Consider the following 14,773-nt stretch of genomic DNA (forward strand, 5'->3'; position numbering starts at 1 on the left):
AAGTTTAAGTATCTGAATTGTAAAAGAGAAAAATCTTGTCTTAACGGCTTGGAAAGGCATCTCCCGGAAACTTCATGTGTCTATGGAGTTGTGTTGAGATGAGTCTGTCAGAGAAACTGCGCCAGTTCGATCTGGACAACGAAAACCGAAATCTGCTCGCTGCTGCCGGAGCCGTGCTGATTCCGGAACTGGACAAGGTTCTGGACGACTTCTACAGGCGTGCCAGGGCGGACGAAAAGTCGGCGGCTTTCTTTTCGTCCGAAAAGCAGATCGAATCGGCCCGCGCAGCGCAAAAGAAGCACTGGCTGAAACTGCTTGGCGGTGAATTCGACGAGGTCTACGAAGCGTCGACCGAGCGCATTGGGCGCACGCACGCACGTATCAACCTGCCGCTCGATGTCTACATGTCTGCCTATTCCTGCGCGTCAGCGCAATTGCTCCAGATCCTGACCCGAAAGCTTGGTCGCAAGTGGTTTGGCCGCGGACGGAATCTGGCCGACATGATTGCCGTTGTCAGCCGGGCTTTTGCACTCGATGTCGAGCGTGTCACGACGGTGACCTTCGCGGTCTGGGGAGAAGAGCAAACCAAGGCGTTCGAGCATATCAACATCGCGATCGAGGCGATGGCCAACGGGGATCTGACCCATGCGATCCCGTCTCCGCAGGAAAGCGATTATCCGGCCTCCTACGATGCCGTTCGCAGGCGTATGAACGGCGCGTTCGAAAACCTCGGCGGCATGTTCGCCGACATCAACCTGTCAATGCTGACCCTCGTTGAACTCGTGGAAGAGGTGGACAATTCCGCGAGAGAGCTTTCGCATCGCACATCCAACCAGGCCGCCTCGCTCGAAGAGACCGCCGCGGCGATGGAAGAGTTGACCAACAGCGTGGCCGAGGCCTCGCGGAGCACAACCGACGCTGCCAAGGTCGCCGAAGCGTCGCGCTACGATGTTGACCGCAGTTCCGAAGTCGTCCAAAACGCGGCCATGGCGATGGGACGGATCAAGAAATCCGCCGAGAAGATCTCGCAAATCACGACGTTGATTGATGACATCGCTTTTCAAACGAACCTGCTGGCCCTCAACGCAGGCGTGGAAGCGGCCCGGGCCGGACAGGCGGGTCTCGGTTTTGCCGTCGTTGCCGGTGAGGTCCGCACCCTTGCCTCACATTCTTCGTCGGCAGCAAAGGACATCCGGGATCTGATTTCCGCTAGTGTCGCCGAAATCAGCGAGGGTGCGGAACTGGTCGAGACCGCGCGGTCGAACCTGGAACTCCTGACGGAGAGTTTCCAGAAGGTCTCCGATCTGTCAAAGCAGATTTCCTCTGCCGGAGAGGAGCAGACCAAAGGGCTGTCGGAAGTCAATATCAGCGTTTCGCAAATGGACACGATCACCCAGAAAAACGCGGCCATGGTGGAGGCAACAACCAACTCCATGTCGGAAATCAAGCAGAGTGCGGTCGAGATCATGCGTTTGCTGCGCGTGCTGAAAATGAACGACCGCCGTGAGTTCGATCGCCGTACAGGCTTGCCCACAAAAACCGGACCGGCCAATGCGAGCGCGGCCGCTTGATCGGATCAGCAGAAAGGGCACGGAACCAGTAGACCGGCTTTGCCAGAGTGCGTGGTTCACTGGCCCGTCGCGTCCCACCATCAAGCTGCATCTGCCCTTTCCACAGCCGGGCATGATCCCTCTTTGGCGCCCGTCATGACGGCCTGTCAGACTGGCAACGGTGCGGCGACGCCAAGGGTCTCGCACCCCTCGGGGCAGCGCGTTCCAGATATATCTCGATCTCACTATACATTTATCATTGCGAATATTTTAGGGCGCCCATTATAGTCTGACATCAAGGACTGCGACAATTTGTCTGGGGTGCGTGTGATGAAAAGGTCAGGCAAAACTTGGGGTTGCGCGGCGACAAAGAGATGTCTTGGGATCTTGCTCGGTCTGCTGTTGGGGCTGGGCGCTTCTCACGGCCAGGCGGCGGATCTGATGCCCCCCGGAGGCCCCGTTTTGCTGACCATTTCGGGGCAGATCGGACACACCAATGCCGACGATGCCGCGCAGTTCGACTACGACATGCTTGCGGCGCTGCCGGTGACGTTGTTCACGACGTCGACGCCATGGACCGACGGGCCGACGGAGTTTGCAGGGGTGGCTCTGGCCGATCTTCTCGACGCCGTCGCGGCGCAGGGAAACGTGCTCCATTCGGAGGCCGATAACGGTTATATCGTCGACATTCCGGTGTCTGACGCCACGGAGACCCACCCGGTACTCGCCTACATGCGTGACGGAAAGCGGATGAGCGTACGGGACAAGGGACCGCTCTGGATCATCTATCCCTTCGACGATCTTCCCCGGGGCCAGGAGTTGTATTTCAACCGCTCGATCTGGCAGTTGCGGACAATCGAAGTCCGCACGGAATGACGCCTTGAGTGGAAAAGTCGATGCCCCGCGGCAGGGGCGCTGGACGCCGATGACAGCCTGGAAAACCGCCTTCGGCGCCGTGACGCTCGTTTTGGTTTGGGCCATCGTGACCTTTGGCAACCAGTTTCTTGAAACGGTGGAGTTGATCCAGAAGCGCGACTGGGAAAATCCGCAGTGGACGGTGAACCACAGCGAGATCGAGTTTCTCCAGTTCCTGAACGCGGCATTCAAGGCGCAGGCCGACGATACGCCCGATCTGGATGCGGTGCGGCTCAGCTTCGATATTTTCTACAGCCGGGTCGAGACGCTGCGAAACGGCAGACTTGCGGATTCGTTGCGGGACCTGCCCGGGTTTGCCGTCGAACTGAACCGGATCACGCAATTCGTGGGGAGCGCTGCGGCGATCATCGATCAGCCGGACGAGGACCTGCGCGCGGCCCTGCCGGATCTCGTCCGGCAGGCCGAAGCCTTCAGGTCGACCCTGCGCCGTCTGCACACCTTTACGCTGGACAACTGGGCCAAGGAGAGCGTGGCCCGGCGCGAGGCGTCTATCCGGATCATGATCCAGCTCGCGGCGGCGCTTGCGGCGGGCTTTGTCCTTCTGCTTGCGCTGGTTGTCGGATTGTGGCGGGTCTACCGCGAAAACCTGCGCCGCCAGGCCGCCCTGGCCGAAGCGCACGACCGCGCGCGGGCCACCGAGGCCCGGCTCCGGGAAGCTCAGACCATTGCCAAGCTCGGAAGCTGGGAAGTCAACGCCGACGGGCATCTCTACTGGTCGGACGAGACCCACCGGATTTTCGACGTATCCCCCGGCGACTTCGATGGAACAACCGAGAGTTTCTACAAGCGGTGTCACCCGGACGATATTCCCAGGATCAAGAGCGCGGCGCGGCAGGCCTGGGATACGGCGAGCGATTACGAGGTCAGCCACCGGATCGTCCTGCCGTCAGGCGAGGTCAGGACATTGATCGAGCGCGCGAAACCCGTACTGGATGCCAAGGGGCAAACGGTCCGCCTTGTGGGAACGGTTCAGGACATCACCGAACGCACCATCGCCGAGGACCAGCTTCGTCAGTCGCAGAAGATGCAGGTCGTCGGACAACTGACCGGCGGCGTCGCGCATGACTTCAACAACCTGCTGGCCGTCATTCTGGGCAATCTCGAGCTGCTCCGCGAGACCTCCGACCCGTCCGGCCATGACGACTACATACAGGCCGCCATTCAGGCTGCGGAGCGGGGCGCCGAACTGACCCGAAACATGTTGAGCTTTGCGCGCAAGTCCCGGCTGGAGCCACGGGTGATCGACCTCAACAAGCTGGTTCAGGAAACGAAAACATGGTCGTCGCGGATTCTCCCGGCCTCGATCAACGTCGAAGTGTCGCTGCTGGCCGGTCTCTGGCGCGTCGAGGTCGACCATGCGCTGGCGCAGAACGCCCTGTTGAACCTGCTTCTGAATGCCCGGGACGCCATGCCGAACGGGGGCAAGCTGACGGTTGAAACCGCGAACCTGCGCATAGATCAGGACTATGTCGATCTCAACGACGAAGAGGTCGAGCCCGGCCGCTATGTCATGCTTGCGGTCAGCGATACCGGAACCGGCATCGAGGCGGCGCACCTGGAGCGGGTGTTCGAGCCGTTTTTCACGACCAAGCCGACGGGCAGGGGTTCCGGTCTTGGTCTGTCGATGGTTCTGGGCTTCATGCGGCAATCCGGCGGCACCGTGCGGGTTTATTCCGAGGTCGGCGTCGGCACCACATTCAAGCTGTATTTCAAGGCCTGCAAGGAGCCCGCGACCGAGGTGCTCGCCCCTTTCAAGTCAAGGACCGCGCCATCCCGACCCGGCGCAAGCATCCTGTTGGTGGAGGATGAGCCGGCGGTTCTGGATGTTCTGTCCACACATCTGTTGCAGGCGGGTTACGCGGTGACCACTGCCGGCTCTGGCGACGCTGCGCTGCGGATATGGGAGGCGTCAGAACCTTTTGACCTTCTGCTCACGGATATCGTCATGCCGGGCACGCTCCAGGGCACGCATCTGGCCAGGCAATTGCGGTCCCGGCACCCGCGTCTGCCCGTCATCTTCCTGTCCGGATACGCCAACGAAGCGATGGTCCACGGCAACGGGTTGCTCCCGGATGACATCCGCCTGATGAAGCCGGTCCGGCGTGTCGACCTGATCGCCGCGGTCGAAAAGGCGCTGAAACAGGCGGTGAACTAGATACGGAACAGGGACGTGCGAGGCTGGATTGATGGCCTCCGGGTCCCAATCCTTCCCATGCCATGACCCGGTCGATAGCGACCGCGAGACGGTGTTTGATCGGTTCACAGCCCCGTAGACTGCCAGTTTCGGCGGCGTGTAGAGTGTTCGGTTCGCCCCGCACGGCCCGAACGCTTTCATCGACCCTTTCCATGACCGATACCATACAGGATGCTCGTGGCGATCCCGTCGTCCAGTGCCCCCCAATCGGCAATGCGGGCATAAGTGTCGGCATAGCCAGTGCGGTCTTCGTTCTGTGTATGCGGCCAGTCGCTACCCCAGACGATGTGGCTGGGCGAGACGCGTTCCAGTAACTTTTCGGCATGCGGCGTCACGTCGAACGGCAGTCGATAGTGGGCCGAGAATTTCATGTACAGCGCTCCTGGATCGTCCAGCGCCTGCACGGCGCGGACCAGCGGATCGCAGGCCGGGTCGGCCTCGGACGGCAGGCCGAAGTGGTCGACGACCAGCGGCAGCCCAAGGTCGGTCAGGGCAGGCAGAAGCGGCGCGAGGCGCGGGCCTTCGAGATGCACCTCCAGATGCATCCCGCGAGTCCGCAGACGATCGACGAACGCGCGGGTGACGGGGGCGCGCAGATCGGGCACCACGCCGCCGCGCACCATGTTCCAGCGCACCCCGCGCACGCCCGCAGCCACGAGACCGTCAAGTGCCGCAGCGTCAACGTCCAGCGGCACCACCGCCACGCCCGCGAATCGTTCCCGATCCAGCGCGGCCAGCGCCCGGCAAAGCTGGGAATTGTCCGTGCCCAGAAAGCTGACCTGCACGATGACACCTCCCGCCAGGCCATGTGCCGCCTGATGTCCGAGCCATTCGCGCAAATGCGCAGGCTGTTCAGGAACATAACGCGCGCCCGGCACGGCGGTGACGGTCTTGTAGACATGGGCGTGGCAATCGAAACGGATCATGCGCTCTCCTCGGTTCAATTCATATATATGACTGGTTGACTATATGGGTCAATCTGGTTTACGCCATGGAGCAGAGAGGACAGCATATGAACGTAAAGGCCTTGGACAGCCGACTTCCGGCCTATGCCCGGTTGCGCGATACGCTGACGGCCCGGATTGCCCGCGGCGACTGGACACCTGACGCGCCCCTGCCGTCCGAGGCTCGGCTGGCGCAGGAATTCGACGTCTCCATCGGAACGGTACGCAAGGCGGTCGACGGGCTGGTCGAGGAAGGGCTGCTGGAGCGCCGCCAGGGGTCCGGAACCTTCTTGCGCGGTCCGTCATTCTCCAGCTCGCTCTTCCGTTTCTTTGCCATGCGCGGGGCGGATGGCACCGCCGCGCCGATCCCGTCAAGCACGGTGCTCAGCCGGACCCGTGCGACCCCGCCTGCGGAGGCCGCTGAGGCTCTTGGAACGCAGGACACCATCCGCATCACCCGCCTGCGCAGCCTGTCGGACCTGCCGGTGCTCTACGAGGAGCTGTATATCCCCGCCGAGCGCTTTGCCGGGTTCACCGATCTGCCCGAGGCGGCCTTTGGCCCGCTGCTGTACCCGCTGTATTTCGAACATTTCGGCGTGCTGGTGAAGCGTGCCACGGACGAGGTGTCGTTTGACCGCGCCTCGGCCACTGTCGCGCTGCACCTGCGCATCGACCCCGGGCAGCCGCTGGCCGTGATCCGGCGCACCGCCTTCGATATCGAGGATCACCCCGTCGAATGGCGCATCGCCTCGGGCAGCGCGACGGGCTTTCGCTACCGATCCGAAATCAACTGACACCTGACCAACGACACAAGGGAGAGAGACCATGACCATCAAGGCAGCCCTCATGGGCCTGACCGCACTTGCCCTGGCGACAACCGCCGCGGCGGAATACCCCGAGCGCACGATCGAGCTGACCATCCCGGCTGGCGCGGGCGGCGGCACCGACACCAGCGCGCGCAAGCTGGCGCTGCTGCTGGAAGAGAAACTGGGCCAGTCCATTGCCGTGCTGAACGTCAGCGGCGGCGGCGGGTCGGTCGGCGCGTCGCAGTTCATGATGGCGAAGCCCGACGGCTACAGCCTGTTCGCCACATGGAACAGCCCGCTGACCACCGTGCCGCAGGTGCAGAACGTCGCCTATGCGCTGGACAGCTTCACCCCGATCGCCTCGACATCCGAGACCGCCTACACCCTCTGCGTGAAAGCCGATTTCCCGGCCGATACCGGCGCGGCCTTCCTTGACGAGCTGAAGGCGAACCCGGGAAAATACACCTACGGCAATGACGGCATCGGCGGCACCATGCAGCTGGCGGCCGAGCGCATCTTCCAGGCGCAGGGTATCGAGGCGGTGGCCATTCCCTTTGGCGGGGCGGGCGAGACGCTGCAGAACTTCCTCGGCGGGCATGTCGACATCTACGGCGGGTCGATCTCGCCGGTGCTGCCCTATGTCGAAAACAACGAGGCCAAGTGCCTGCTGGTGACCTCCGCCGCCGATGTGCCTGCCTTGCCAGGGGCTGCGGGGCTCGACAGCCTCGGGATGGGCGACAAGGAAACGCTGCTGTGGCGTGCGATCCTGGGACCGAAGGATATGGACCCGGCGATCGTGGCACAGCTTGCGGATGTCATCGACGCGGCGGTCAACGATCCGTCTTATGTCGAATTCCTCGCGTCGAAAGGCGAAGTGCCCAACGTTGTCAAGGGCGAGGCGCTTGGTGCGCGCCTGCAGGCCGAGTTCGACGCGCTGGCCGAAGTGTCCAAGGCACTGGGTCTGTGATGCAACGCCGTCAGGACATCGCGCTGGGGGCCGTATTCATGACCCTCGGCCTGCTCGCCGCCTGGATGGCGGGGGATTGGCGCGGCGCCAGCGGGACCTACCCGATGGTGCTAGGCCTCGTGCTGGCGGCTTGCGGACTGGGTGTTGCAGGGCGGGCCTTGCGCCTGCCCGACATCCCGAGACAGCTGGTGGAGGCGCCCCGCGCCTTTGCCATCGCACTGGCGGGCGCCATTGCCTATGTGGCGCTGGTCGTTCCGCTGGGCTTCTACACAGCCTCGGCGCTGGTGATGCTGGCCTTGCCGGTGGCGCTCGGGTTTCGCAGGGCGGTCTATGCGCTGGTCGTCGCGGGTGTCTTTGTGGCGCTGGTCTGGGTGGTCTTTTCCGTGCTGCTGGAAAAGCCGCTGCCCACTGAGTGGCTTTTGACGGTGGGAGGCTGACGGATGGAGTTCTACCTCGATGCACTGACCCATACGCTGGCCCCTGGGCCGGTGCTGGCGATGCTGGGGGCGACGCTGCTGGGCGTGCTGATCGGCGCTTTGCCGGGGCTGAACCCGGTCATGGCCATCGCGCTCTTGTTGCCGCTGACCTATTCCATGGACCCGCTGGTCGCCCTCGGCATGGTGGCCGGGATCTACAACGGCTCGATGTATGGCGGTGCGATCCCGGCAATCCTGCTGCGCATCCCCGGCACGCCCGCCTCCATCGCCACGACCTTCGACGGCTTTCCCATGGCCGACCGGGGCGAGGCCGCCAAGGCGCTCAAGATCGCCTGCTGGTCCTCGGCCATCGGGGGCATTGCCTCGGCGCTGGCGCTGATGACCATGGGTCCGCTGCTGGCGCGGGTGACGCTGATCTTCGGCCCGGCGGAGTATTTCTGGATCGCCGTCTTCGGCATGGCCTCGGTCGGGGTGATGGTGGGCTCGGACCCGCTCAAGGGGTTGATGGCCGCCGTTCTCGGCCTGCTGATCGGGACCATTGGCATCGACATGCTGTCGGGACAGGCACGCTACACATTCGGCCTGCCCTGGCTTCTGGGCGGGCTTGACCTGGTGGTCGTGCTGGTGGGTCTGTACGCGCTGCCCCCGGTCCTGCAACTGGCCGAGAAGGCCGATCTGAAGGGGCTGTCGGCGGCCGCGTTGAAACTGGCCAACGCGCCGTTTCAGAAGGGCGAGATCCGCGGACTGGTGCCGACCTGGCTGCGCGCCTCGGGCATCGGCATCGTCGTGGGCATCCTGCCGGGGGCAGGGGGCAACATCGCCGCCTTCCTCAGCTACAACGCGGCAAAGAAAGCCTCGGACGACCCGGACAGCTTTGGCAAGGGCAACCCGCAAGGCGTAGCGGCGGCGGAATGCGGCAACAATGCCGACAATGCCGCGTCAATGATCCCGGCGCTGGCGCTCGGCATCCCCGGAAACGTGGTCGCGGCGCTGGTGCTCTCGGCGCTGACGATCCACGGCCTGCAGCCGGGGCCGCAGCTGTTCCACCAGAACCCGGTTCTGGTCGGTGGCTTCATGTGGGAGATGCTGCTGACCTCGGTGCTGATCTTCGCCCTGGGCGGAGCACTGGCGACGCGCGTCTTCGCGCAGTTCCAGCGCTTGCCGGGCGTGCTTTTGGTGCCTGCGATCCTCGTGCTGATGACGGTGGGCGTCTACGTCATCAACGGGCGCGCGTTGGACCTGTGGGTGATGCTGGGCGCCGGTGTGGCGGGCTATTTCCTGGAAAAGCTCGCCGTGCCGCTGGCGCCGATCATCCTGGGCATGATCCTGGGTCCGATGGCGGAACAAAGCATCCGCCGCGCGCTGCTCATCAGCCGGGGTGATTGGACCGAACTGCTGACGCGGCCCTTGTCCGCGGTGCTTTGCGTGGCGACCGTGCTGGTGGTGGTCTGGCCGCTCCTGCGGCGGCTGCGCCGGCGCTGAGGGGCTCAGGGGGCCATCACCGGCACGAGGGTCGAGTCCCAGTTGCGCAGGAAGTTCTCGCGCTTGATCGCATCGAGGAAGGTCAACAGACCGGCCCCCAGCCGGATCGGGACAAAACCGCTGTCGTCGCGCGCGAAGGGCAGGGCCGGATTGGCGGCCTCGTCGCCGGGCGGGCGGATCGCGACCAAAGGCGTGCGGCGCTGGATGACACCCTGTCCGGCATCCGACAGGAGGAAGGCCACGAAGGCCTCGCCCAGTTCCGGATTCCGCGCGTCCTTCGGGACAAAGGCGCTGCGGGTCATCACAAGATTGTAGTCGTCGAAGAAATGCACGCCGATTTCCGGCTGGTCGGCGTTGCGCGCCAGCGCATAGGAGCCGATGACGTTCAGGGCAAAGACCAACTCACCCTGCGACACGGCTTCGGCCATGCCGGACGTGGTCTCGAAGGTGCGCATGCCGGCGCGGCCAAGCGCTTCGAGAAGGCGGTTATTTTAGAGCATCGCCACGGGTTCGAAGGTAAACCCGAACAGCTCGCTGCGCCAGCGCGCCCAGTCCGGGGGCAGCCATGGCTTGGGGATGGCAAGCGGGCGGGCGAGGGCCTAATTGTGCGCCGCCATTTCCAGCAGGTGCGGATCGTTGGTGTCGCGAGCAGTTATTCGTCCAACCAATGGCCGAAAATCACACAAGTGTTTCAATTTTCGCTCAGCCAATCCACGAACATGTCGCGCGGATGGTAGCCGGTATCGTCCTTGCGCGCGGCGGCCAGTTTCGGCGAGGCCACCGGCACGACATATTCGCGCATCAGCTCCAGATAGCAGACATCGGCCGAGTCGCGTTCGCCGAAATGCACTGCACCGTAAAACGGCTCTGCCTCGAAATCGAAAGGCCTCAACCGCGGTGCCAGCCAACGCACGCCAAAGGCAGGCAACATCGCGATGTTCAGCTGGCCGCCGCCCGGGTTCACCTTCAGCCGCAGGCTGGCGGTTCCGATCTTGTCGAGGGCGTTTCTGATCTGGGTGCAATAGTCCCGCGCCGCCGGGTACAGCGTGATGCTTTTCCTGTCGCACAGGAACAACGAGGTTCCACGGTCATCCTCCAGCACCTTGAGCCTTCGGCTGACCGCTCTTTGCGAGACGCCGATTTCATGCCTGGTCCCGGTCAAGTTGCCAGTGCGCTTCAAGGATTCCAACGCACACAAGGCCGTCATCGGCGGAAGGAAGCGTTTGGGATGGCGCAAAGGTATGAGTGTTTTGCGTGATGTGGTTGATAAAGGCGTTTCTTATGGTTCGCGACGATGTGTCAAATGCACAGAACTGACGAGGGCAGGAATGCTAAGAAAATCAAGCAGAATAGAGGGTATGGCGCTGTCCGAAATCGTCGCGATCTCGGGAGCGGCTGCGCGCCTTGAGTCATGATGTTTTGGCATAAAACACGGGTAAACCGGATTTCCCGACCCCGCCACATGTCCGCGAGGCGGCAACGCTGGCGATGCAGAACGGCGTCACACGGTATTCGCCCACGTCCGGAATGCCGGCGCTGCGCAAGGTGCCCGCCCCGCGCCGCGGCGAACTGGTTCGTCTACCGGGCGTAGAGCTACGCCGTGAAAAAGATACCCTTGGCCGCCTCGTGACACTGGAATGCGGCAAGATTTACCAGGAGGGCCTCGGCGAAGTGCAGGAGATGATCGACATCTGCGATTTCGCCGTCGGCCTGTCGCGGCAGCTCTATGGCCTGACCATCGCCTCCGAACGTCCGGGCCATTCCATGCGCGAGACATGGCACCCGATCGGCATCTGCGGCATCATCACGGCGTTCAACTTTCCGGCGGCACCCTGGTGCTGGAACCCGGCGCTGGCGATGGTCTGCGGCGACCCGGTGATCGCCAAGCCCTCGGAAAAGACGCCGCTGGCACAGCTGGCCATCCAGAAGATCTGCGACCGCGCCATGGCGGCCTTTGGCGAGGATGCGCCCAAAGGGCAGATCCAGACGCTGATCGGCAAGACGATCCTGGAGCTGGGCGGAAACAACGCGAAGATCGTTGCGCCGTCGGCCGATCTGGAGATGGCCGTACGCGCCATCGTCTTCTCGGCAGTCGGGACGGCGGGGCAGCGTTGCACCTCGCTGCGTCGTCTGATCGTGCACGAAGATGTCTATGACCAGCTGGTACCGCGCCTTGCCAAAGTCTATGAGGGTCTCGCCATCGGCAACCCGCTTGAGGCAGGCGCACTGTTCGGGTCGCTGATCGACGCAGGCGCGATGACCGCGATGGACAAGGCTTTGGAACAGGTCCGGTCCGAGGACGGTACCGTGCATGGCGGCGGCCGTGCGCTAACCGACCAGTTCCCCGATGCGGCCTATGTCAGCCCGGCGATTGTCGAGACGCCTGCGCAATCCGATGTGGTCCACACCGAAACCTTTGCCCCGATCCTTTATGCGATGAAATACGCGGACCTCGACGAAGCCATCGGCCTGCAAAACGCCGTCCCGCAGGGTCTGTCGTCCTGCATCTTCTCGACGGATGTGCGCGAGACCGAGTATTTCCTGTCCGCCCAAGGGTCTGACTGTGGCATTGCCAACGTCAATATCGGTCCCTCGGGGGCCGAGATCGGGGGCGCATTCGGCGGCGAAAAGGAGACCGGCGGCGGGCGTGAAAGCGGATCGGATGCGTGGCGCGCCTATATGCGCCGCCAGACCAGCACCGTGAACTACTCTCGCGCGCTGCCGCTGGCGCAGGGCATTTCCTTTGAAATCTGATGGGAGACGCGGCGCTCGATAACCTCTGGTCGCGGACCGCGGCGGAACGCCACCAGTGGTCGCCCCTGTCCGGGGCGATCGAGGTGGATGTCGTCGTCATCGGCGGCGGGTTCACCGGCGTCTCGGCGGCCTATCACCTGGCCGCCGCCGGGGCGTCTGTCGCGCTGCTCGAAGCGTGCAGCATCGGCTACGGCGGGTCTGGCCGCAATGTCGGGCTGGTGAACGCCGGGCTTTGGACGCCCCCGGACCAGGTCGAGGACAAGCTAGGCCAGACGGCGGGCGCGGCCTTGAACGCAACGCTTGCCGAGGGGCCCGCGCTGGTCTTCGGCCTGATCGAGCAACACCAGATCAGCTGTGAGGCCATCCGCAAAAGCACCCTGCTTTGCGCCCATTCCGCAGCCGGCATGCGCGATCTGGAGAACCGCTTTGCCCAGCAGCAAAGGCGCGGTGCCCCGGTCAGGCTGCTGGATGCGGCGGAAACCGCACGGCGCACGGGCAGCCGGGCCCTTCACGGCGCGCTCTGGGATGCGCGCGCCGGAACGATCCAGCCTCTGGCCTATGTGCAGGGGCTGGCGCGCACCGCCGCCGCGCAGGGGGCCGCCCTTTTCGAGGGCTCCGGCGCGCTGGCAATCGACGAGACGGACAAGGGCTGGACCGTCCGCACCGCTCAGGGTGAGGTGCGCGCGGCCAAGCTGATCCAGGCGGTCAACGGCTACGGCACCGGGGCGGCCTTCGACAACGCCGTGATCCCGGCGCATTTCTTTCAGCTGGCGACGGCTCCTTTGCCACAGGACCTGCGGCGCGATATCCTCGGCGGCGGCGAAGGCTGCTGGGACACGGCGCTTGTCATGTCGTCCTTGCGGCTCGACCAGTCCGGTCGGATGATCTTTGGCGCACTCGGCAACCTCGACGGCTTTGGCGGGGCGCTGCATCGCGCTTGGGCCGAACGGAAACTGGCAAAGCTGTTCCCGCAGCTTGAAGGCATCCCGTTCGAGCAGGACTGGACCGGGCGCATCGCCATGACCGGCACCGACCTGCCCCGCGTGGAACGCCGGGGACGCAACGGTATCTCGATCCTCGGCTATAGCGGGCGGGGGATCGCGCCCGGCACGGTCTTTGGCAAGGTGTTGGCGGGCTGGGCACGGCCGGGGAACTGGCCACGATGGCGCGCGTCTTTGCCGTGATGGGCATGAAGCCGGTGGGGTATTACGACTTGTCGATTGCTTCGTTCCGGTCAATTCCACCGCCTTCCGCCCCGTGGCGCGGGCGGATCTGGCGGAAAACCTCTTGTGCGGCTGGAACTGATCGCGGACGAGGCTGTGCGCCAAAAGGCTGCCGAGACGCTGGCGCGCCGCAGGATCTTTACCGACGGTGCCGTTGCGCTCACGGAAAAGGCCGAGGAAGAAGGCTGAGCTCCTCCCCGAAAATCGGACAGTGACGGAAGCTACTATCTGACGTCTGCTGGTCTCTAAGAACGAGGAGATCAGAACATGTCGAAACGCAGGAACCATGACGCGGGCTTCAAGGCTCGCGTGGCGCTGGAAGCCCTGAAGGGCGAGCGCACGGTGTCGGAGCTGGCCGCGGAATACGGCGTGCATCCGACCATGATCCATCAGTGGAGCGAGCCATTGTGCGCCATTGGTTCAAGAACAATGGCGAGCGCGCTGCTTGAAGGCGCATCTGACATTTTCGAGCGCGGCGGGAAGAAGAAGGCCGAGGTCGACGAGGAGACGGTGCGGTCGCTTCACGCCAAGATCGGGGAACTGGCCGTCGCCAACGATTTTTTGTCCAGAAAGCTCAAGCCTTGGACCGGCAAGTGAGGCGCGGGATGATCGAACGCTCTCACCCCACGCTGTCGGTCGGGGCGCAATGCCGCCTGCTGTCGATCTCGCGGTCGTCGTTCTACTACGCACCGCTGGGCGAGACCGCAGTGAACCTGGCGCTCATGCAACTGATCGACCGGCAGTTCCTCGAAACCCCGTTCTACGGCGTCCAACAAATGACCTGGCACCTGCAGAACGAGGGCCACGCTGTGAACGTGAAGCGTATCCGGCGGCTGATGCGGCTCATGCGTTTGATGCCGATTTATCAGAAGCCGAACACCAGCAAACCGGCCAAGGGGCACAAAACCTACCCCTACCTGTTGGGTGGCCTGCGGGTGGAACGGCCCAACCAGGTCTGGTGCGCCGACATCACGTACCTTCCGATGCGGCGGGGCTTCCTCTACCTGGTTGCCATCATGGACTGGTTCACCCGCAAGGTGCTGACTTGGCGCATCTCGAACACGCTCGAAGCCGACTTCTGCGTCGAGGCGCTGAACGAGGCGGTCCACCGCTTCGGCCCGCCCGAGATCATGAATACCGATCAGGGGTCGCAGTTCACGTCCTTCGCCTGGACCGACCGGCTGAAACGGATCGGCACCCGGATCTCGATGGACGGCAAGGGCCGGTGTCTCGACAACATCTTCATCGAACGCCTCTGGCGGTCCCTGAAGTATGAGTGCGTCTATCTGCACGCCTGGGAGACGGGCTCGCAGGCGAAGGCCGGGGTTGGCCAATGGATCACCTTCTACAACCACCAGCGGCCTCACGCCGCCCATGGCGGACAGCCGCCCGCCGTGGTCTACTTCAACCAGATCGAAACCGACCAGCAGGGGCAGAGAGTAGCTTAAACCACCCCGGAAACTGGCCAAAAGATGGGGAG

General features: G+C 63.7%; 12 protein-coding genes and 2 pseudogenes. 11 read left to right on the top strand and 3 right to left on the bottom strand.

Annotation, left to right across the window (positions count from 1 at the left end):
- Positions 1-98: 98 nt before the first annotated feature.
- The 3 genes from ACP159_RS22060 (at position 99) to ACP159_RS22070 (ending at position 4,641) form a co-directional block, all read left to right on the top strand.
- A complete protein-coding gene (locus ACP159_RS22060) occupies positions 99-1,571 on the top strand; it encodes a methyl-accepting chemotaxis protein (protein WP_425101889.1) in 1,473 nt (490 codons plus the stop codon).
- Between the two features lie 441 nt (positions 1,572-2,012).
- The gene (locus ACP159_RS22065) at positions 2,013-2,426 is read left to right on the top strand and encodes a molybdopterin-dependent oxidoreductase (RefSeq protein WP_425101890.1); all 414 of its coding nucleotides are present in this window, start codon (positions 2,013-2,015) and stop codon (positions 2,424-2,426) included.
- A gap of 49 nt (positions 2,427-2,475) precedes the next feature.
- Positions 2,476-4,641 carry an ATP-binding protein gene (locus ACP159_RS22070; protein WP_425101891.1) on the top strand — a complete coding sequence of 722 codons (2,166 nt, stop codon included), beginning with the start codon at positions 2,476-2,478 and terminating at the stop codon, positions 4,639-4,641.
- Positions 4,642-4,817: 176 nt separating this feature from the next.
- On the opposite strand, the gene ACP159_RS22075 is transcribed toward ACP159_RS22070, so the two are convergent.
- Complete coding sequence (locus tag ACP159_RS22075) at positions 4,818-5,606, bottom strand: amidohydrolase family protein (RefSeq protein WP_425101892.1); 789 nt, start codon at positions 5,604-5,606, stop codon at positions 4,818-4,820.
- 86 nt (positions 5,607-5,692) lie between these two features.
- Between ACP159_RS22075 and ACP159_RS22080 the strand changes: the two genes are divergently transcribed.
- From ACP159_RS22080 to ACP159_RS22095, 4 genes are read left to right on the top strand one after another with little or no spacing between them, the layout of a single operon-like run.
- Positions 5,693-6,418, top strand: coding sequence for a GntR family transcriptional regulator (locus ACP159_RS22080; protein ID WP_425101893.1), 726 nt, complete (start codon positions 5,693-5,695; stop codon positions 6,416-6,418).
- A 31-nt stretch (positions 6,419-6,449) separates the two neighbouring features.
- A complete protein-coding gene (locus tag ACP159_RS22085) occupies positions 6,450-7,397 on the top strand; it encodes a tripartite tricarboxylate transporter substrate binding protein (protein WP_425101894.1) in 948 nt (315 codons plus the stop codon).
- Positions 7,397-7,834, top strand: coding sequence for a tripartite tricarboxylate transporter TctB family protein (locus tag ACP159_RS22090; protein WP_425101895.1), 438 nt, complete (start codon positions 7,397-7,399; stop codon positions 7,832-7,834). The genes ACP159_RS22085 and ACP159_RS22090 overlap by 1 nt, the downstream gene beginning before the upstream one ends.
- A gap of 3 nt (positions 7,835-7,837) precedes the next feature.
- Positions 7,838-9,316 carry a tripartite tricarboxylate transporter permease gene (locus ACP159_RS22095; RefSeq protein WP_425101896.1) on the top strand — a complete coding sequence of 493 codons (1,479 nt, stop codon included), beginning with the start codon at positions 7,838-7,840 and terminating at the stop codon, positions 9,314-9,316.
- A 5-nt stretch (positions 9,317-9,321) separates the two neighbouring features.
- Here ACP159_RS22095 and ACP159_RS22100 read toward each other — a convergent pair.
- Together ACP159_RS22100 and ACP159_RS22105 are read right to left on the bottom strand one after the other, a co-directional pair.
- A pseudogene (locus ACP159_RS22100) lies at positions 9,322-9,783 on the bottom strand (ABC transporter substrate-binding protein); the annotation flags it as partial.
- A gap of 224 nt (positions 9,784-10,007) precedes the next feature.
- Positions 10,008-10,523, bottom strand: a complete 516-nt coding sequence (locus ACP159_RS22105) for a LysR family transcriptional regulator (RefSeq protein ID WP_425101897.1) — start codon at positions 10,521-10,523, stop codon at positions 10,008-10,010.
- 332 nt (positions 10,524-10,855) lie between these two features.
- Between ACP159_RS22105 and ACP159_RS22110 the strand changes: the two are divergent.
- From ACP159_RS22110 to ACP159_RS22125, 4 genes and pseudogenes are all read left to right on the top strand, one after another.
- Positions 10,856-12,070, top strand: a pseudogene (locus ACP159_RS22110) (aldehyde dehydrogenase family protein); the annotation flags it as partial.
- Positions 12,070-13,254 (top strand): NAD(P)/FAD-dependent oxidoreductase, encoded by a 1,185-nt coding sequence (locus ACP159_RS22115; RefSeq protein WP_425101898.1) that lies wholly within the window; start codon positions 12,070-12,072, stop codon positions 13,252-13,254. The pseudogene ACP159_RS22110 and the gene ACP159_RS22115, both read left to right, overlap by 1 nt.
- Positions 13,255-13,359: 105 nt before the next feature.
- Positions 13,360-13,482 (top strand): hypothetical protein, encoded by a 123-nt coding sequence (locus tag ACP159_RS22120; protein ID WP_425101904.1) that lies wholly within the window; start codon positions 13,360-13,362, stop codon positions 13,480-13,482.
- A 78-nt stretch (positions 13,483-13,560) separates the two neighbouring features.
- A protein-coding gene (locus ACP159_RS22125; RefSeq protein ID WP_425098180.1) for an IS3 family transposase occupies positions 13,561-14,741 on the top strand; the annotation gives its coding sequence in 2 pieces (ribosomal slippage) (positions 13,561-13,858 and positions 13,858-14,741; 1,182 coding nt in all).
- Positions 14,742-14,773 lie beyond the last annotated feature (32 nt).

Origin of the sequence: Tropicibacter sp. S64 (assembly GCF_049803835.1) — a bacterium.
Classification (GTDB): Bacteria; Pseudomonadota; Alphaproteobacteria; order Rhodobacterales; family Rhodobacteraceae; genus Pacificoceanicola.